The following is an 18,679-nucleotide window of genomic DNA, read 5'->3' as shown; positions in this document are numbered from 1 at the left end:
TATTATTGCAATCCTCTGACGGTCAATCTGATCTGGACGGCATCTGCTGCAGGCTCTTCCTGCAGGGTCCAGTTGACGGCCAGCGCTTCCTTCAAGCGAGCGACCTGCTCCTCCTGGAGCTTCAGCCCCTCAATAATGCCTTCACCTACACTAAAATCGGATTCTGAACTGATGTGGAAGGCTTCCTCCAGCCAGATCTTCAACCCGTTGCGGGTATTAAACGTCATTTTGTACCCCTCGCTAACGGCCTTCTCTAAATCTTCCCCATGTTCTTTTGCATAAGAGAACAATTCCTCATAGTGAAAATGACCATTGTTCGCGACTTGGAATCTCTCGACCTCACCCGAGCGCACAGCCTCCAGCAGATCGGAGGTAGTTAGCCCCGATTTTTTGGCATGCTCCAATAAAATGGCGGTATTCTGTGAGATTTTCGTAAGCTGCATGCTCGACGCCTCCTCAATATGTATCGTAAAATACTTTTTTCTTCTATTATAAGACGAAACCGCTAGGATGTCAGACACTTCTCAAAACATAAGCTATATTCGCTCAAGATATATTCACCGAACGGTTCAATCTGGGCATACCCCAGCTTCTTATAAAAATGAACGGATTCCTCCTGCGGCTCGCCTGTTTCCAGGCGCGAAAAACGATAACCCCGATTCTTCGCATGCTCTTCCAGATAGAGCAGAATCCGAGAGGCTATTTCTCTGTTCCGGTATGGAATATCCACGAATAACCGCTTGATCTCAACCACCTCTTCATCCAGCGGCCGTACAGCTCCACAGCCGACAGGTCGGCCCTCCTGGTAGGCGAACACGAAGAGGGTTTCTTTTACCTTGGGGTCAGTCAGATCCAGCCCGAATATTCCTTCCGCCGGGTATAACGTTGATAAATAATCGTCCAGCTTCGCGATGAGCTCCTGAAGATCCTTGTCGGTCTCTCTTACCAAAGTCATAGTGATTTTATTCATCTATCATATACCTCCACGTTTCTAGTCGTATTATGGATTGGGGATTCATCACCCTCACGGGACGTACTCGTCCCCGTCGGGGTACGGCCTCCTAGGCCGACTGCGATGTAATCCTAACGAAGCTTATGCGCAGGCGTAACCCCTTTTAGGGGTTCTCATCCTCACGGGACATTTTCGTCCCAGTCGGGGTACGACCTTCCAGGCCGACTGCGATGTAATCCTAACGAAGCTTATCCTCCGGCGAACCCCTTTTTTGGGGTTCTCATCCTCACGGGACATTCTCGTCCCAGTCGGGGTACGGCCTTCCAGGCCGACTGCGATGTAATCCTAACGAAGCTTATCCTCCGGCGAACCCCTTTTTTGGGGTTCTCATCCTCACGGGACATAAAAAGACACCGTCGTTTGACGGTGTCTTCTTTTTACGTCCCAGAAGGGATTCGAACCCCTGACCGACGGCTTAGAAGGCCGTTGCTCTATCCAGCTGAGCTACTGGGACAAATATGTATGAAAATCTTTTAAACAGTAACGAAGTATATTATATCGCATCTTTCGTATTTTTCAAAGAACTTTTTTTCAGAATGGTTCGGAACAGAATCAGGAGCGGGCTTACTGGGTAATATGAATATCATGAAAATGACTTCAGGAGCGTGATATCATGAGACAGCTTTTATCCTCTTTATCGTATTTCAGCATCTTCTTTGCCCCCTTCATCCTTCCTGTCATCGTTTGGATTTTTTCCCCGGACGCCTATGTAGCCAAGCACGCCCGTCGCGCCTTATTCTCGCACCTGTTCCCCATTATCGCTGCGATCCCTTTAATCTACATGGCCGTAACCGCAGGGTCCTTCGGTTCCGTCATTGGATACCTGATCCTGTTCGGCATCATCTACTTCGGGGCTTTTGTTTATAATGTGATCATGGGCATTCAAGTGCTGAGGGAGTACGCTTACTGATCATATTTAAAAAGGACCATGCGCTTAATTGCATGGTCCTTCTTATGTTATTTGGTTGTGCCATGCGTTTAACCGCATGGTCCTTCTCGTGTTATTTCGTTGTAATCAGCACCATTTTTTCATTTCCGTCCCACTTCACTTCACAGCCCAGCGCGGATGCAACGAAACGCAGCGGCACCATCGTGGTGCCTTTTACCATCCTCGGCGCCGAATCCAGTACTACATTTTTTCCGTTAACGACCGCTTGCTTGGAGCCCATCTTCAGCTTGATCTGGGTAGATCCTTTACTGGAAGATACGCTTTGCGTCTTTTGATCCCATTTGACCGAGGCGTCGAGGGATTCGAAGATCGGGCGCATTGGGACAAGAACGCTTCCCCCTACCATGACCGGTGACTGTGCATAGGATTGGAGCTGACCGTTGATTTTGATGCGAATCGGCGCTTCTCCGATTTGTTTGCCGGACTGATCATAATATTTAAGCTTTACGCTTTTTACGCGTGTATCGTAATCAATGCGCAGGGTCGTCGTTTCATTGGCCGTCATGAACATGGAATCCGTATCCGTCCCCAAAGAGCGTCCCTTTGCATCATATGCCGTTGATTTCACGGTAATTCGTTGGGACACATCCCCGTTCTCCACCCCGATCGTAACGACGAGCTTATTGTTGATCGTCGTTCTGCCCTCGGCTATGATTTTTGGAGCCTGACTGTTTCCCGTCAGGAACACCTTGAGATCGCTGACCGCTTTGCCAGCTTCCAGCTCAGCCTGGAAAGTCGCGATTTCGTTAGATGAAAGGTAGCCCGAGGTTGTATTGACTTCCAAAACCTTGCCGCTGCCGTTGCTGCCGACAACAATGACTCCCGCTTGCCCGCCTTTATTCCGGTTCTGAATCGAGCCGGTCACGACAAGCTTTCCGTTCTCCAGGCGGCTGCCCGTTTGAAGCAGCTTCACGGCATCTTCAACCGGATCGATAACGGATACCTTTACGCTTTTGATCAGTTTGGCTGCCTTCAGCTGTACGATGAACGTACCGACATCACTGCCGCCAAAGTAGCTGTCCGCCGATGTCACTTCAACCGCTTTACCAGAAGCATCATAACCTACCGCGAGCATGCCCACGTTGTGCCCGACCGTTGAATTCTGCACGACACCCGACACGTTAATCACGCCGTTATTCGTATAGTAACCTGAAGCCAGCAGCTGTGCTTGATCGCCGGCGGGTCCTGCAGGAATGACTTCCACCCGCTTAACGCTGCTGCCGCTATCCAGATCCACCTCATATGTACCGATTTCATCACTCATCATATATTCGGAATCACCGACAACCTCAAGCGCTTTGCCGTTTTCATCATAACCCACGACATAGAATCCCGCTTCCGCACCGGTTCCTCCGTTGCGAATATCCGCCGTCACGCGCATCTTGCCGTTCACCAGCTCATGCGTGGACTCAAGAACCGTGACGCTCTGTACGGTATCCGCGTATACCGGCACTTGGACGGAGCCCAATGTAATCGACAATGCCAGGATTCCCGCTCCCCACAGCTTAACCATATGTTTATTCCATCTACCCAATTTCAATCTCCCCTTGTCTAATATGTTAGAAGTGACGCTAATCCAGCATTATAGGGAGGATTCTTCAGTAATCATATAGAGGAAAAGCCCTATTTGCATCTCTTTCATAATCAAGAGTCCCGCGTGGTCCATACTCCCTACTGAAGCGGAATCGGAATCGACAAGAATCCTATCTTTTATCGACATCTTTTGCAGAACTACGTAAAAATCCATTGTCCTATATAGGAATATCATCATTGTTATAGCCACTGGAAAGAACATATACGCTTCGGGGTGATTCCCATTGTGATACATAATAATAAAAAGCTTGGTGAACGCACCAAGCTTTATTTTTTGGTCTTTTTTCTTACCGGCTGCGGCTCATCGTACACGATCCGAAAATCCACGATGTTCCCGTATGCATCCGATTCGATATGACAACAGCCCATCAGCAGCTCTTTCATCATTTCTCTTCCGCGCTGTACTCTTGATTTAGCGCCGGAGTAGGATATCCCCAAATGCTCGCTTAATTCCTTTTGCGACATCCCTCTATATTCGGTCAATTCAAGAGCTTCCCGATATTTATCCGGCAAGCATGGCAGCACGGACTGAAAACAGGCAATCACTTCCTGATCATAATCAATCTCTGCATATTCATCGACAACAGACAGCTGTTCCGGCAGCTCTTCACCTGAACGAGTCTTCCTGTAATGATCCACGATGCTGTTGCGAGTTATTTGAAATATCCAGGAGCCCCGTTTCTCCTCATCCTTTAAATCTGAGATATGGGTGTGGACCTTCATAAATACATTCTGTACAATATCATCCACATCAGCGCGCTCACGAATCCTAGTCATGACAAACCTTTTAACAGGCTCATGGTACTCCGTCCAAATGGCGACTGCATCCATCTGAAAGCTCACCCCCGGCATTTTCCAAAAATAATTCGATTGATTTTTGCGTCCATTCCAACAGACCAGCGTCTCCCTTAGTGTAAACCAAATCATAGGAGGCTGGAAAGAGATGAAATACAATTTACTCGGTAATACAGGTGTGCTGGTATCAGAGATCGGGCTCGGCACGATGACGTTTGGCGGAGGAGCGAAGTGGGGAATGTTCGGCACGCTGGATGATAAGGAAGCAGGATATCTTGTAGATCAGGCCTTGGATGCGGGTGTCAATTTCTTTGATACAGCCAATGCCTACGCCGAAGGCCGCTCTGAAGAGATTCTTGGTAAAACACTGAAATCCAAGCGACATCAAGCGCTGATTGCTACGAAGGTTCGTGCGCGCACGGGGCCGGGCCCCAATGATATTGGACTGTCGCGGCTGCATATCATTCGTCAGGTGGAAGAAAGCCTTAAACGCCTTAACACCGATTATATCGATCTATATCAAATTCATAACCCGGATCAATTAACCGATTGGGAGGAAACACTCCGTGCACTGGATGACCTTGTCCGAAGCGGAAAAGTCCGGTACATTGGCAACTCCAATATGACCGGTTGGGAAATCATGAAAACGCGCGGCATCTCCACTATGCACGGTCTTCATGCATTCAAAAGCAGCCAATCGTATTATTCACTCGCCGCAAGGGATATCGAAAGAGAGATTATCCCTGCCCTAAAGGATCAGCATATGGGTTTGATCGTCTGGAGCCCGTTAGCAGGCGGGTTCTTGACCGGAAAATATACGCGTGAACATCGGGGAGGCTCCGAGGACCGCCATGCCAAATTGGCTTTTCCGCCGATTGATACGGAGCGGGTGTACCCGATTCTTGATGTGCTTCAAGATATCGCGCAAGCTCATGAGGCAACTGTCGCCCAAATTGCGCTTGCGTGGCTCCTTCATCAACAAGCGGTCACCACAGTTATCGTAGGAGCTAAACGTACTGACCAACTGCAAGATAATTTGGGAGCGAGCGGGTTGATTCTGAATGAAACCGAACTTTCTCGACTGGATGAAGTAAGCCGTCTGCCTGCTGAATATCCGGGATGGCCTTTTATGGAACTGGACGAGGATATCATTCGAAAGCATGGGCAGAACTGAGTTTTTTAGATGGGGAATGCTGGTATGGCGGCATTGCCCTTACACATACAAAAAGAGATCTGCCGATGAGCATCGGACAGATCTCTTCTTTCTTTTTTATATCTCTAAAAATATTGAGACCCTTCGCTGAGCCGCTGGTTCAGCTGCTCATATAGCTGGCCTGTAGAAAGCAGCTGCTGCTTGAATGCATCCCGATCTTCCTCCGCGGTGGATTGAACGGTGCTCTCGAACGCTTCATCCGTGGCATCGACAAATGCATCATGCATGCTGTTGTCGTACCAATCCACCTCCATGCTGGCGTCGCTGCGGACGATTTTCACCAGCTCATAACCTCCCAGCGGGGAGGACGGCGTCAGATAAGCCAGCAATGCACTTTCTCCTTCCGCTGCGGGATAGACCTCAACCTCAGCGCAAGGAGCGCCATTCACTTCCGTAATCCGGCGGATTTTTGCATCTTTAATTGCATACATCATACATTCTCCTTCATCGCGATGTGCAGGGACTGCACGATCCGTATAGTTTTCAGTCAGTCGGAGAGCAATCGCAGCTCTTCCATTTGCTGGCGCGTGGCCGGTGTGCCTAATTGATAAATGGTTCGATACACCTTGTCCAAGGAATATTGAAACAACGAATTGGAGGATTGCTCCGGCGTATCCGGCCATGGGAATACATAGCCTGGAAACCCCTCCTCCTCCTTCTCCTGCATCATGTCCAGCTCAATCCGAACTTGGTCCGCCTCTTCCGGCGTTGCTTCGATCTCCCATTCATAAGCGCTCGCTCCCTGTTCGGTCAACACGGAGCGGCTCTGGACGGAAACGTAGTAGGTCGACTTATTCATGGACGCATCTCTCCTTCTCTTTGATATTCGTCCTCTTTCTTAGTTTTCGTAAAAGGACAGACATTTTATGCCTTCCTTCGGCATATATCTGTATCACTTTGGCGACGTAGGATTAAAAAGATGGGACAGCGTATGACAAAGACAAAGAGAGGATGAACCGTCATGTGCGGAATAACCGGTTTTATACAATGGAGCGGCGATTTGACGCAGGATTCGCAGCTGCTGGTAAAAATGACAGAAAGTTTGGCTCACCGCGGACCTGACGGATCCGGCACCTGGATTTCCAACCCGTGCGCATTCGGTCACCGAAGACTCAGCGTGATCGACCCCGAAAATGGCGCCCAGCCGATGATCATTCATCGGGAAGAGGAAGTCTATGCCATTGTATATAACGGGGAATTATATAATGCTGCGGAGCTTAAAGACGAATTGGTACGACGCGGTCATCGTTTCAATACCAAATGCGACACGGAAGTTTTGTTAGTCTCTTATATCGAATGGGGTCCCGATTGTCTGGAACGCCTCAATGGCATATTTGCATTCGCGATTTGGGACAGTGTGCGGGAACAAGTATTTTTGGCTCGAGACCGGGTGGGGGTAAAGCCCCTGTTCTACAGTTATATTGACGGAACGCTCGTATTCGGCTCGGAACCGAAAGCATTGCTTCAGCACCCGAAGGTGGAGCCTGTGGTCGGGGCCGAGGGGCTTGCGGAAGTGTTTATTATCGGTCCGGCGCGAACCCCGGGACATGGTGTCTACAAGGATATCGCAGAGCTTCGCCCTGGAATGGCGATGATCTTTAACCGGGAAGGATTGCGCAAGTATACCTACTGGAAGCTGGAAAGCAAGCCCCATGAGGATGATGCGGATCAGACGGCAAGCTACTTACGCGATCTTCTGCGGGACACCGTTGAACGTCAGCTGGTATCCGATGTACCGGTCTGCTCCCTGTTATCCGGCGGTCTTGATTCCAGTGCGCTCTCCTCGCTCGCCGTCGATTACTACAAACGGACGGGCCAAGGACAAGTGCACACCTACTCCGTCGATTATGTGGACAACAACAAACATTTTAAATCCCATTCCTTCCAGCCGGGCGCGGATGCGCCATGGATCAAACGGATGCACGAGGAGCTGGGCACGGACCACCATTGGATTGAATTCGACACGCCCGAACTGGTCGAAGCGTTAGATGTCTCCACGCAGAAGCGGGACCTCCCGGGCATGGCTGACGTGGACGCCTCCCTTCTCCTCTTCTGCCGTGAGATTAAAAAAGGCGCGACCGTCGCCATATCCGGTGAAGCCGCTGATGAAATATTCGGCGGTTACCCTTGGTTTCACCGGGAAGAAATGCTGAATTCCGGTACTTTCCCATGGTCTGTCGCCCCGGATATGAGAGCCGGGCTGCTGTCTGCCGAGATTCGTGACTGGATCAAACCGCTGGAATACCTCGGAGACCGTTATGCCGATGCGGTAGCCGAAGTGCCGAAGCTGGACGGGGAGACCGGGCAGCAGGCCAAAATGCGGGTCATGTCCTATCTCAATATCACCCGCTTCATGCCAACGCTCCTCGATCGCAAAGACCGGATGAGCATGGGCGTTGGGCTGGAGGTCCGCGTTCCCTATACCGATCATCGCCTGATCGATTATGTGTGGAATATTCCTTGGAGCATCAAAACGACAGGCGACCGTGAAAAAGGCATTCTGCGCAAAGCTCTTGAAGGTGTGCTTCCCGACGATGTCCTGTACCGCAAAAAAAGCCCGTATCCCAAAACTCACAATCCGAACTATCTGGCAGCCGTCAAAGCGCAGGTGCTGTCCATTCTGGACGATCCTTCTTCGCCGCTGCTTCCGCTCATCAATACGGCACGGATCCGGGAATTGGCTTCTTCGCCGGATGCTTCCTCCAATCTCCCTTGGTTCGGTCAATTGATGTCCGGTCCGCAGCTGTTTGCCTACCTGGCCCAGGTGCATTTCTGGCTCAAAGAGTATAACGTATCCATACGTTAAGTTCTTATTGTTTACGAAAAATTAAAGAAACCATACCCGCAATAGCCGGTATGGTTTCTTTTTATAGTATTACTATTCAATTATCGTGCCTGCAGGTCCGCTACAAGCTTGCGCAGCGCTTGGCCCCGATGGCTGATCTCCTGCTTCTCCTCCAGGGAAAGCTCGGCCATCGTCTTCTCATGGCTTGGCAGGTAGAACAGCGGATCATATCCAAACCCGCCTTTTCCGGACGGATCCGACGTGATCCAGCCTTCAACGCTCCCTTCAGCCTCAAGCTTTTCTCCCGAGACCGGATCATACAGCACCAGCACACAGACAAATCGGGCCGGACTTAGCAAGGGCTGCTCCGTATCCTCACCGAGCCTTAATTGTTCCAGCTCACCGAGCAGCTTCTCGTTATTGTCCTCATCCGCGCCGTGCTCGCCGGCATATCTGGCGGAATAAACGCCAGGCGCGCCATTCAGCGCATCCACGCACAATCCCGAATCATCGGCCAGAACAGGCAATCCCAGTGCGTCGCCAACCGCCTTGGCTTTTTTAAATGCATTGGCTGCAAATGTGGCTCCGTCCTCAACGACATCCGGCAGATCAGGGTAATCGTACATGCTCTTGACCTCCGTACCAAAAGCAGCAAAAGCATGCGCAAATTCCTTGACTTTCCCCTGATTGCGGGTAGCTACGATTAACGTGTCTCCAAGTGTCAATGTCATGGGATTATACTCCAGTACTCGCATTCACGGAACCGATTTTTGCTGCAATCGGGCCAAGCGCCTCTTGCTGACGTCCGATCAGCTCGCGGATTCCCTGTTCCCCAAGCTCCAGGATCTGATCCAGTTCCTCACGAGAGAACGGGCTTTCTTCGCCGGTTCCCTGAACCTCAACGAATTTGCCGCTTCCGGTCATGACCAGATTCATGTCCACCTTCGCTTTGGAATCCTCTTCATAATTCAGATCCAGCAGCGCCTGTCCGCCTGCAATGCCCACGCTAATGGAGGCCAGGTAGTCCGTAATCGGAAATACCGCTAGTTTATGTTGTTCTGCAATTTTATTTACCGCTATGGCTAAAGCTACAAATGCTCCTGTAATGGAGGTGGTCCGCGTTCCGCCATCCGCCTGGATTACATCGCAGTCCAGCGTAATTGTCCGCTCGCCAAGAGCATGCAGATTCACAACAGACCTAAGCGCTCTGCCGATCAATCGCTGAATTTCCATCGTCCGGCCACTGAGTTTACCGCGATTGGCTTCCCGTTGGTTACGGGATTGTGTTGCGCGCGGCAGCATGGAGTACTCAGCCGTCACCCAGCCCTTTCCTTGTCCTTTCAGAAACGGGGGAACCTTCTCATCCACGGTTGCCGTAATCAGCACCTTGGTGTCTCCCATCTCGATGTACACGGAGCCTTCCGCATATTTATTCACATGGGTCGATAAATTCATCGGTCGAAGCTCATCGCTCTTACGTCCGTTAGATCTCATGTTTTCTGCCTCCTACTTCTTATCGCAATCCTGATTAGCATTCCCTATTCTACCAAAGTGCAGGCACAAAAGCACCTTTTCCGGCGCATATTTCAAAGATGGCCGTGAAGGGTCAGATCGAAATTTCGTTAATGAACTCCGGACGGCTGACAGGCTCGCTGTAATTACGGCTATCCGTTCCAACGACCTCGGAGAGATCGTTCATTCGAATTTTGACCTTCGCATCATCCGAATTCTCGGCTACGGTTAGCACGACGGCCTGCAGCAGCTCGGTTGGAACCTGCTCTCCCTGCTCAAACATGCTGTCCTGAAGCGATACGGTAACAGCGCCGTCCTCTCCTTTTTCGACCGATGCAACGGTGGTATCGTCCGGGATGACCTCGACAAGCCCATCACCGTAATGCGGTCCCCGGATCAGTTCGTTCAAAGCAGCCTTAACCGCATCCTGTCCAGTCGGAACAAGTCTGGTAACAGGTACATAATACTGAATGCCGTCTGGCGTCACTGAAGAGAAATAGACGGTAACCGGCGAAGAGGAAGTGTACAATGCGTCATCCGCCTTTTGAAGGTTGATCCCCATTGCTCGTGAAAGCGGACGGTCCAGCGGCGTGTGATTGACCGGCATTTCCGTTAGTTTGACTCCATCCACCCATACCTGCATCGATTCGATGCCTTCATGTCCCGTCAGCGTCCACGTCAACGCCTCCAAGATTCTTCGTTCATCTGCCGCTTGATATTCCGTAAACGATTTATTGAATTCAACAACGGCCAATTTGCTCTCCGGATCGACCGTCACATTATGGATCTGCGTACCTGCAGGCAATACCGCCTGGAAACCCTGTGGAACATAGCCAGCATAGCGGCCTCCGTTCACAAGCACTTCAAGAGATTCTTTCACGGCGCTTGCACCTTCTACCTTCGGAATACCCAAGGTTACAGGTGCCAGCATTCCCCGTGCATCCGAAAGATAAACCGTTGTCTGCGTGCCAATGTCACCTTGTGCCGCTGTGGATCCGGCCGTGTTCAGCATCTGCTTCTCCACTTGTGCAGGCGGCGGGTCAATCGCCTCCGATTGCTTCCCGGAAAATACGCCGCAGCCGGACAACACGATCGGAACAGCAAGCAGCCCGGCGGCGGAAAGCCTGCGAAGGTTACGTTTACTACGTTTCATGTATTGTTCCTCCCTAACATTTTTTTGTACAGGTTGTACTCCTATGTATACGAGCCCTTTCCAAAAAAATAACTCTCAGTTTTGCCCTTTCTGGACAAAGGGGGGTGGAAAAAGTACAATCGTCGTATGCATCTTCATCAACCACGAAAATGAGGTGAGTTCCATCATGGCAGAAAACGATTCAAACATTCCATACAGTCTGAACAGCAAGAAGGTAGCGGATGCGACACGGAGCCTGCTGCATAAGCGTGGAATCAAGTTGGAGGAAATCGCGGAACTGGTGATGATCCTTCAGAATAAATACTACCCGAATTTGACCATGGACGAGTGCATGGAGAACGTGGATGCCGTACTCAGCAAACGCGAAGTCCAAAACGCCGTATTAACCGGAATTCAACTAGATATTTTGGCGGAGGAAGGCAATCTCATATCCCCGCTTCAAGAAATGCTGGCCAATGACGAAGGGTTATACGGCGTGGATGAAGTCCTGGCATTTTCCATCGTTAACGTATATGGAAGCATCGGCTTCACCAACTATGGGTATATCGACAAACTCAAACCCGGCATCCTTGAGCAATTGAATGATAAATCAAGCGGCCGTGTACATACCTTTCTCGACGATATCGTCGGCGCGGTTGCCGCAGCCGCCAGCAGCCGGATCGCCCACCGCAAGCAAGCGGAGCGTGAGATCGAGTTGTACGGCACGACCGAAGAGCTTCCAAAAGAATAAAACGCTCATAAAAAGAAGATTCGCTCAACATGCGAATCTTCTTTTTTTCTGCCTACCAGAAGGAAACAGCTCACCGGACGGGAGCTATCCAAGCCGAGAGTAGGTAATTTCAAAGAATTATAGACGAATGCAGTTAGAAAGCATACCTCTTTACGGGCCGGAACAATGAGTTTCTTCTATAATAAGAAGCCTCCTCTCACCTATGAAAAAACGGGCTGTCCAATCACGTAAATCGGTAAATCTATCTAGTCATTTTTGAAAAGATCCATCATATGATATGATGAAGAACATTCCAATAGAGCACCTATGGAAACCCCGCCAAGCCTATGGCGGGGTTCTTTTTTTAAAGAATATGATAGAGATAGATTACCGGTTCGCACCAACCATAACAGGAGAAACATTCCAGATGTCGGATGCATAACGGTGAATCGTGTTATCGCTGGAGAAATGTCCGGAGTGGGCCATATTTATTATCGATTTCTCGGTCCAGGCTCCGGTATTCAAATAAGCACGATCGATCTCCGACTGGGTTGCCACATAACTGGCAAAGTCCGCTAATACAAAAAACTCATCGTTATGATCAAGCAGGGACTGGAGAATCTGACCAAACTCCAACTCGTGACAGCAGAAAGGTCCTGAAGATATTAACTGATTCAGCACACGGGCGATTCTGGGATCCTGCTCATACCGCTCCCTGGATACATAAGCTCCCGTCTTGTAATACTCAAGCACTTCCTCCAGCTTCAATCCGAACAGGAACATATTCTCATGGCCAAGCAGCTCGAACATCTCCACATTAGCCCCATCCAGCGTGCCGATGGTCAAAGCGCCGTTCAACATGAACTTCATGTTTCCCGTGCCGGATGCCTCCTTGCCAGCCGTGGAAATTTGCTCGCTCACATCGGCTGCGGGGATAATCTTCTCCGCCAGAGACACCGAATAGTTCTCCAGGAACAGCACCTGGAGTTTGTCATTGACCTGCGGATCCTTATTCACGACTTCGGCAACGACATTAATGAGTTTGATGATGCTTTTGGCCAGATAATAACCCGGTGCTGCCTTCGCCCCAAAAATGACGGTACGGGGAACGCGATCCGCGCTTGGCTGATCCTTAATCTCGTTATACGCGTGCATCACCCGTAATATATTCAGCAATTGCCGTTTATAGCCGTGCAGCCGCTTCACGTGGACATCGAATATAGAATCAGGATTAATGACAATCCCTTGCTTATTCGCGATGTAATCGGCAAGCCGTTCTTTATTGTTCCGTTTGATCCGCTGAATTCCCAGCTGAAAGGCGGAATCGGTCTTCAGTCCCTTGAGCTGAATTAATTGATGCGGATCCGTGATCCATGAATCGCCGATACTATCGCATATCAATTGACTCAGGCCGGGGTTGCTGTGCATCAACCAGCGCCGGTGGGTAATCCCGTTGGTTTTGTTGCTGAATCGCTCCGGATACAGCTCATAATGCGGTTTCATGACCTGTGTCTTAAGCAGTTCCGTGTGCAGCGCCGCCACGCCGTTTACATGATAGCTGCCCACAATTGCCAGATTGACCATGCGGATCTGGTCGCTTTCAATGATGGCAAGCTGCGATATGCGCTCATGGTCGCCAGGATAGCGTTCCAGCAGCATGCCGCAGAACCGCTTATTGATCTCTTCGATCATCATGTAAATGCGCGGCAGCAGCTCACGAACCATGCCGGCCGGCCATTTCTCCAAAGCTTCGCTAAGCAGCGTGTGGTTTGTGTAGGAAACGGTCCGGCTCGTGATGTCCCAGGCTTCCTCCCAACCGAAACCCTTATCGTCGATAAGAATCCGCATCAGCTCCGGAATCACCAAGGTCGGATGCGTATCATTGATATGAATGGCCACATGCTCGGGCAGCTCATGATAGGACCGTCCCAGCTTGTCGAACGTCCTGAGAATGCTCTGAACGCCCGCGGAACAGAGAAAGTACTGCTGCTTCAGCCGGAGGAGCTTGCCTTCGTAAGCCGAATCATCCGGGTACAAAAACTCCGATATCGATTCGACCGAACGGTTATATTCCAAAAATTTATAATAGCTGTTGTGATGATGAGCCGAACGGATTCTGGATATATCCGAAGCGGACTCGGCGCTCCACAATCGCAGCGTGTTCACCTGCCCCTCACCGTACCCGATCACCGGAACGTCGTAAGGTACCGCCAGAACCCGCTCATAATCCATCGTGTGAAACACGGTTCGCCCCTCCTGCACATCCACCTCCACGCGGCCCCAAAAGCGCACTTCCACCGCCTTGTCAGCCCGCCGTTCTTCCCAGACGTTGCCCCGCTGAAGCCAGTTGTCCGGCAGCTCGACTTGGTGGCCATCAATAATCTTCTGTTCAAACAATCCGTACTTATACCGGATTCCGCACCCGTGGCCTGCATAGCTTAGTGATGCCAACGAATCGAGAAAACATGCCGCTAGACGTCCGAGCCCCCCATTTCCAAGGCCTGCATCCGGTTCCTGCTCCTCAATCTCATCCAAATTCCACCCGAGGTCCAAAAGGCCGCTGCGGACCATATCCAGCACGCCCAAATTCAGCAGATTGTTTCCCATTAACCGCCCGATCAAAAATTCAAGCGAGAAATAATATACCTGCTTCTGCCCGGTATCCCGGTATATCCGATTGGCGGCCGCCCATTCCCGTCCGACATACTCCCGGATCATGCCGCCGAGTGTTTTGTATACATCCTCAGCTGTCGCTTCCTCAAGTCCCTTCCCTAACCGACTCACCAACTGCTCCGTAAAGACCTGCTTGAATGTTTCCTTGTTGTTAAACAAAAGAAAGTTCCTCCTGACGGATTCGAATTATTTTGTGATCAAATCGAGATGTCCTTGGCGATGACAAAAGGTTTGCGAAAATCCCCTTGAAGCTTATGATCCCGCGAGATCATCACATCTTTATCGAGTATGACGTTCTCCAGCCTCACATTCTCGCCAATGACGCATTTTTGCATGATGATGGAGTTATGGATGCTTGCGCCTCGTTTTACCTGTACTCCGCGAAACAGAATGCTATTCTTTACTTCCCCGTCGATCTGGCAGCCGTTGGCCACCAGTGCATTGCTCACATCGGCCGAATTCAAATATTTAGCGGGAACCTCATACTTGATCTTGGTGTGGACCGCCTGCTTGCGAAACAAGCTGTTGTACGTTTTAGGATTCAGCAGGTTCATGCTGGTACGGTAATAGCTCTCAAGCGAATTGATCACCGCATGATAGCCGAGGTATTCATATCCCGCAATGTTCAGCTTGTGCCGGTTAAGCATGATCGCGTCCCGGAAGAAATGGCTGCCCCCATGGGCGATGCAGTGGTCGGCCATCTCCAGAAACCGCGCTTTCTCCATCACAAACATCTCCATGTATACCGCATCATGCTTGTGATCGTAATGAATATCCTTGACCATGCCGTCCTCATCGACATCGAGGCGAACACAGGAACGGTGCTCTTCCCGTGGTGCAGTCACTTTTGTATAAACAAGCGTCACGTCGGCGCCCTGCTCCAAATGGTATTCGTATACCTCATTAAAATCGACGGTGCTTATATGCTGGCTGCCGGAATGCACGATATGCTTCGCGGCTCCCCGCTCAAAAAAATCGAGATTGTTATAAATATGCCGCAGCTCGCCGGCGGACACATCGGCTTCATCGTTCCAATCCGGCGGAAGTATGAACAGGCCGCCCCGCTTGCGATGCATATCCCAAGGCCTGCCTTCGCCCAGATGATCCATCAGGGACCTGTATTTCCTGCGAACAAACAGCGCAATATCCTCGATGCCCGCATGCATCATATTGGACATCACGAAGTCGATCAGGCGGTACCTCCCCGCAAAAGGCACAGCTGCCCCGCACCGGTAATATGTCAATTCACTCAATACATCCCGTTCATGCTCCAAATTAATAATACCCATGAGTTCTCTCATCTGCGAATCCCGTCCTAACCTTGATTATTATGGGACGAAGACGACGATTGAAGCAGCTTCAGGACGTCTTCATCTTGACCGCTTGCAAGCACAATCCGGGATGGATCTTCAGGAGGGGGACCAATGACGGCATGATCTTGAATGATCATGTCCTCAGTGATAATCGCCCGGTGTATTCGTACATGGCTGCCGATGCGCACCTTGGGCATGATGACGGAATCGGTAATGACACTGCCTTCCCCTACCTCCACGCCATAAAAGAGGACCGAATGTTCTACCTCGCCGCACACGGTGCAGCCCTCGTTAATCATGCTGTTCCGGACGACGCCGGTTGGAGAAATATACTCTGCCGGCTGATTCGGGTTCCGGGTGTAAATGCGCCACAGCGGATCGTTCAAGTCCAGCTTGGGCTGCACGCAGAGCAGATCCATATTGGCTTCCCATAGGCTCTCGATGGTGCCGACGTCCTTCCAGTACCCTTCGAACGGATAAGCGTACAGCGTTTTGCCGTCCGCCAGCATGCTCGGCAGAATGTCTTTGCCAAAATCATGGCTTGTATCCGGATGCTCCGCATTCCGCAGTAAATAGGATCGCAGCAGCTTCCAGCGAAACAGATAAACGCCCATGGATGCCGTCGTACTCTTCGGATGCGCAGGTTTCTCCTCGAACTCGAAAATCCGGCAGTTCTCATCCGTATTCACCATGCCGAACCGCTTCGCTTCGTCCAGGCTCACCTCGATGACGGAGATGGTGCAATCGGCATCCTTCTCCTTGTGATAAGTCAGCATACGGTCATAATCCATCTTATAGATGTGATCTCCCGACAAAATCAAAACGTGCTCGGGATCGTACTGATCAATAAACTTAAGATTCCGATAAATCGCATCTGCCGTCCCGCGGTACCAGGTCGTCCCGTCCTCGCGTTCATGGGGCGGAAGCACGAATACGCCCCCATTCAACCGGTCCATGTCCCAATCGCTTCCTACGCCAATGTAAGAATGCAGAACCAGAGGTTCATACTGGGTTAGTACCCCAACCGTGTCGATTCCCGAATGGGAGCAGTTGCTCAGCGGAAAATCAATGATCCGGTATGTACCCCCAAAATAAACAGCCGGCTTGGCGAGCGTCTTCGTGAGGCCCTTCAGCCGTTTGCCCTGACCTCCTGCGAGTAGCATAGCGACCACATCTTTTTTCTTCATGACAGATTCTCCTTTAAGGGGCTTTATGAGATACGAATCCTATAACATGAAAATTGCGGAACCAAGGGAACGCTTCGATACGAATATGGTGGAGTGAATCATGGTGATGAGTGATTAAGAAAAAAGCCTTGAGGGAATGCCTTACTTAAACAGCAAGGTACATCAACTATATGCGGGGTAGTGAGAAACTCTGACTCTAACTCTGACTCTATTGAGGGAAAGGCCCCCCATCTTAGGAATTATCGGCCTCCTCTTCTATAAAAAAGCCGTGGCGCCACTTGCCAAGCATCCTGATCGCAGCGGCTGCGCGGGCAGACTATCCGGCTGCTTCTGATCAAGAGATGCTCCACAATGTAGCCCTCTGAATCTATTAAACAAAAAACCGCCTATTCTACGCATGATGGAAGTCAACGTACAAGCAGACGGTTTTATTTATGTCTTAATTATATCAGGAATGCGGCTGTTTCCGTACAGAAAAATAGCGCATTCCATCCTCGTTTTCGATCTCCTCGGCTTCCCCGCGGCGGGCCAGCTCGGCGAGATGGGCCAGCGCTTCGCACATGGCGAAGCGCAGCTGGTGGATGCCGAGCTTCTCGCCGAAGAGGGCGGTGCAGACCTCGAAGGCGGTTAGGCGGCCGGCAGCGCTCAGCATGCCGACGATGGCGGCTAGGCGCTCCTCGTGATGGAGGAGGAGCGTCTCGATCCGTTCACGGAAATGCGTGAACGGGTGGCGGTGTCCGGGGTACGCCGTCCGGACATGCAGCTCCCGCAGGCGGCGCAGCCCTGCGAGGAATAGTGCCAGCGGCTCGGCGTCGCTGCCGGGCAGCAGGCTCACGTTGGGCGAGATTTGCGGCAGCACGGCATCGCCGCATAGCAGAACGCCGCTGTCTGCATGGAAGAACGACAGATGCCCCGGAGCATGGCCGGCCGTTTGCACCGGCACCCATATCCGGCTGCCCATCCGGAACGGCAGATCCTCGCTGATAAACGAGATCTCCGGCTGCGGCGTAACTTGGGGGAAGAAGCCATTCAGATGCTCCGGCAGCAGGGAAAGCTTGGTTTCCGGCATGCCCTGCTGCCTGAAGAACACCGGGAGTTCGTGATCCATTGTGGAATCCGTTCCCCACATGAGCATCGCTTCCCGATGCGCCCGCTCTGACATCCACACCTTGGCGCCCGAACGCTCCTGAAACCACCCGGCAAGCCCATAGTGATCCGGGTGATGATGGGTCAGCACGACCGAAGCGATGTCGCTGTACTCGAACCCGAGCTGCTCCATCGCCGCCAGCCATTCCTGCTCCGAGGAACTCGTTCGCGGCCCCGGATCGATGATGGTCACACCGTCATCCCCCCGCAGCACATAGCTGTTCACCCATCTTAAAGGGTTGGACAATGTAATCTTCACCTGACTGAGCTGATGTTCTTCTATATGATGAATGTCCGGGCTATTTCCCTTCTCTTCCTGATTCATTGTAGATGCAACCTCCATCTGCATTATGACTTCAAATCCGACTCTTTCATCATAAGCTTGTAATCGGGATATGTATAGCAGGGTGCCTGGTTTAGATGCTACTGTTTTCCATCAAAGGACGCTTCACGTACGCATCGTTCCTCCAATCGCTGTTGCCCCCGGATTTTTTTCATCGTATTGATTGATTGTAAAAATCCGATGGCAAAGGCGACCGCTGCCGCTTTTACGGAATCGATTCGTCCGCTCCGCTGCTTCGTGCTCGTTCATCATAAAGCGTGTACCATCTGATCTTAATAAGCAGATGACCTTCTTTC

Annotated in this window: 18 protein-coding genes and 1 tRNA gene; 4 read left to right on the top strand and 15 right to left on the bottom strand. The window is 51.0% G+C overall.

What is annotated here, in order from left to right:
- Positions 1 to 2: 2 nt before the first annotated feature.
- The 3 genes from MKY82_RS07790 to MKY82_RS07780 form a co-directional block, all read right to left on the bottom strand.
- Positions 3 to 443, bottom strand: a complete 441-nt coding sequence (locus tag MKY82_RS07790; RefSeq protein WP_220686167.1) for a hypothetical protein — start codon at positions 441 to 443, stop codon at positions 3 to 5.
- Positions 444 to 505: 62 nt separating this feature from the next.
- Positions 506 to 970: a GNAT family N-acetyltransferase gene (locus MKY82_RS07785; RefSeq protein ID WP_339295859.1), complete on the bottom strand. Its 465-nt coding sequence runs from the start codon at positions 968 to 970 to the stop codon at positions 506 to 508.
- A gap of 422 nt (positions 971 to 1,392) precedes the next feature.
- Positions 1,393 to 1,466 (bottom strand) — tRNA-Arg (locus tag MKY82_RS07780).
- A gap of 159 nt (positions 1,467 to 1,625) precedes the next feature.
- Between MKY82_RS07780 and MKY82_RS07775 the strand changes: the two genes are divergently transcribed.
- Positions 1,626 to 1,922: a DUF4870 domain-containing protein gene (locus tag MKY82_RS07775; protein ID WP_194541457.1), complete on the top strand. Its 297-nt coding sequence runs from the start codon at positions 1,626 to 1,628 to the stop codon at positions 1,920 to 1,922.
- Positions 1,923 to 2,013: 91 nt separating this feature from the next.
- Here MKY82_RS07775 and MKY82_RS07770 read toward each other — a convergent pair whose 3' ends face one another.
- Together MKY82_RS07770 and sigZ are read right to left on the bottom strand one after the other, a co-directional pair.
- On the bottom strand, positions 2,014 to 3,495 hold the full coding sequence (locus tag MKY82_RS07770; protein WP_339222482.1) for a copper amine oxidase N-terminal domain-containing protein: 1,482 nt from the start codon (positions 3,493 to 3,495) through the stop codon (positions 2,014 to 2,016).
- A gap of 326 nt (positions 3,496 to 3,821) precedes the next feature.
- Entirely contained in the window at positions 3,822 to 4,385 is a 564-nt protein-coding gene (sigZ, locus tag MKY82_RS07765; protein ID WP_339295858.1) for an RNA polymerase sigma factor SigZ, read from the bottom strand.
- A 112-nt stretch (positions 4,386 to 4,497) separates the two neighbouring features.
- On the opposite strand from sigZ, the gene MKY82_RS07760 reads away from it, so the two are divergent.
- Entirely contained in the window at positions 4,498 to 5,523 is a 1,026-nt protein-coding gene (locus MKY82_RS07760; RefSeq protein ID WP_194541455.1) for an aldo/keto reductase, read from the top strand.
- Between the two features lie 104 nt (positions 5,524 to 5,627).
- Here MKY82_RS07760 and MKY82_RS07755 read toward each other — a convergent pair whose 3' ends face one another.
- The gene (locus tag MKY82_RS07755; protein ID WP_194545084.1) at positions 5,628 to 5,993 is read right to left on the bottom strand and encodes a hypothetical protein; all 366 of its coding nucleotides are present in this window, start codon (positions 5,991 to 5,993) and stop codon (positions 5,628 to 5,630) included.
- A gap of 56 nt (positions 5,994 to 6,049) precedes the next feature.
- Complete coding sequence (locus tag MKY82_RS07750) at positions 6,050 to 6,361, bottom strand: hypothetical protein (RefSeq protein WP_194541454.1); 312 nt, start codon at positions 6,359 to 6,361, stop codon at positions 6,050 to 6,052.
- 162 nt (positions 6,362 to 6,523) lie between these two features.
- Here MKY82_RS07750 and asnB point away from each other — a divergent pair, with 162 nt between their 5' ends.
- On the top strand, positions 6,524 to 8,368 hold the full coding sequence (gene asnB, locus MKY82_RS07745) for an asparagine synthase (glutamine-hydrolyzing) (RefSeq protein ID WP_339295857.1): 1,845 nt from the start codon (positions 6,524 to 6,526) through the stop codon (positions 8,366 to 8,368).
- A gap of 80 nt (positions 8,369 to 8,448) precedes the next feature.
- Here asnB and MKY82_RS07740 read toward each other — a convergent pair whose 3' ends face one another.
- The 3 genes from MKY82_RS07740 to MKY82_RS07730 form a co-directional block, all read right to left on the bottom strand.
- On the bottom strand, positions 8,449 to 9,078 hold the full coding sequence (locus tag MKY82_RS07740) for an XTP/dITP diphosphatase (RefSeq protein WP_194541452.1): 630 nt from the start codon (positions 9,076 to 9,078) through the stop codon (positions 8,449 to 8,451).
- A 4-nt stretch (positions 9,079 to 9,082) separates the two neighbouring features.
- Positions 9,083 to 9,841 carry a ribonuclease PH gene (gene rph / locus MKY82_RS07735; RefSeq protein ID WP_194541451.1) on the bottom strand — a complete coding sequence of 253 codons (759 nt, stop codon included), beginning with the start codon at positions 9,839 to 9,841 and terminating at the stop codon, positions 9,083 to 9,085.
- Positions 9,842 to 9,953: 112 nt separating this feature from the next.
- On the bottom strand, positions 9,954 to 11,012 hold the full coding sequence (locus tag MKY82_RS07730; protein WP_071223451.1) for a GerMN domain-containing protein: 1,059 nt from the start codon (positions 11,010 to 11,012) through the stop codon (positions 9,954 to 9,956).
- A gap of 166 nt (positions 11,013 to 11,178) precedes the next feature.
- On the opposite strand from MKY82_RS07730, the gene MKY82_RS07725 reads away from it, so the two are divergent.
- Positions 11,179 to 11,742 (top strand): phosphatidylglycerophosphatase A, encoded by a 564-nt coding sequence (locus tag MKY82_RS07725; RefSeq protein ID WP_071223452.1) that lies wholly within the window; start codon positions 11,179 to 11,181, stop codon positions 11,740 to 11,742.
- Positions 11,743 to 12,108: 366 nt separating this feature from the next.
- Here MKY82_RS07725 and MKY82_RS07720 read toward each other — a convergent pair whose 3' ends face one another.
- The 5 genes from MKY82_RS07720 to MKY82_RS07700 form a co-directional block, all read right to left on the bottom strand.
- The gene (locus MKY82_RS07720; RefSeq protein ID WP_339295856.1) at positions 12,109 to 14,553 is read right to left on the bottom strand and encodes a glycogen/starch/alpha-glucan phosphorylase; all 2,445 of its coding nucleotides are present in this window, start codon (positions 14,551 to 14,553) and stop codon (positions 12,109 to 12,111) included.
- Between the two features lie 38 nt (positions 14,554 to 14,591).
- Entirely contained in the window at positions 14,592 to 15,695 is a 1,104-nt protein-coding gene (gene glgD, locus MKY82_RS07715; protein ID WP_339295855.1) for a glucose-1-phosphate adenylyltransferase subunit GlgD, read from the bottom strand.
- A 14-nt stretch (positions 15,696 to 15,709) separates the two neighbouring features.
- The gene (locus MKY82_RS07710) at positions 15,710 to 16,894 is read right to left on the bottom strand and encodes a glucose-1-phosphate adenylyltransferase (protein WP_339295854.1); all 1,185 of its coding nucleotides are present in this window, start codon (positions 16,892 to 16,894) and stop codon (positions 15,710 to 15,712) included.
- A gap of 448 nt (positions 16,895 to 17,342) precedes the next feature.
- Positions 17,343 to 18,365 carry an MBL fold metallo-hydrolase gene (locus tag MKY82_RS07705; RefSeq protein WP_339295853.1) on the bottom strand — a complete coding sequence of 341 codons (1,023 nt, stop codon included), beginning with the start codon at positions 18,363 to 18,365 and terminating at the stop codon, positions 17,343 to 17,345.
- 123 nt (positions 18,366 to 18,488) lie between these two features.
- Positions 18,489 to 18,635 carry a hypothetical protein gene (locus MKY82_RS07700; protein ID WP_339222468.1) on the bottom strand — a complete coding sequence of 49 codons (147 nt, stop codon included), beginning with the start codon at positions 18,633 to 18,635 and terminating at the stop codon, positions 18,489 to 18,491.
- Between the last annotated feature and the right edge of the window lie 44 nt (positions 18,636 to 18,679).

Origin of the sequence: Paenibacillus sp. FSL W7-1279, assembly GCF_037969845.1 — a bacterium.
GTDB lineage: Bacteria > Bacillota > Bacilli > Paenibacillales > Paenibacillaceae > Paenibacillus_AQ.
Note: the sequence above shows the minus strand (reverse complement) of the source record. Positions and strands in the feature narration are given on the sequence as shown.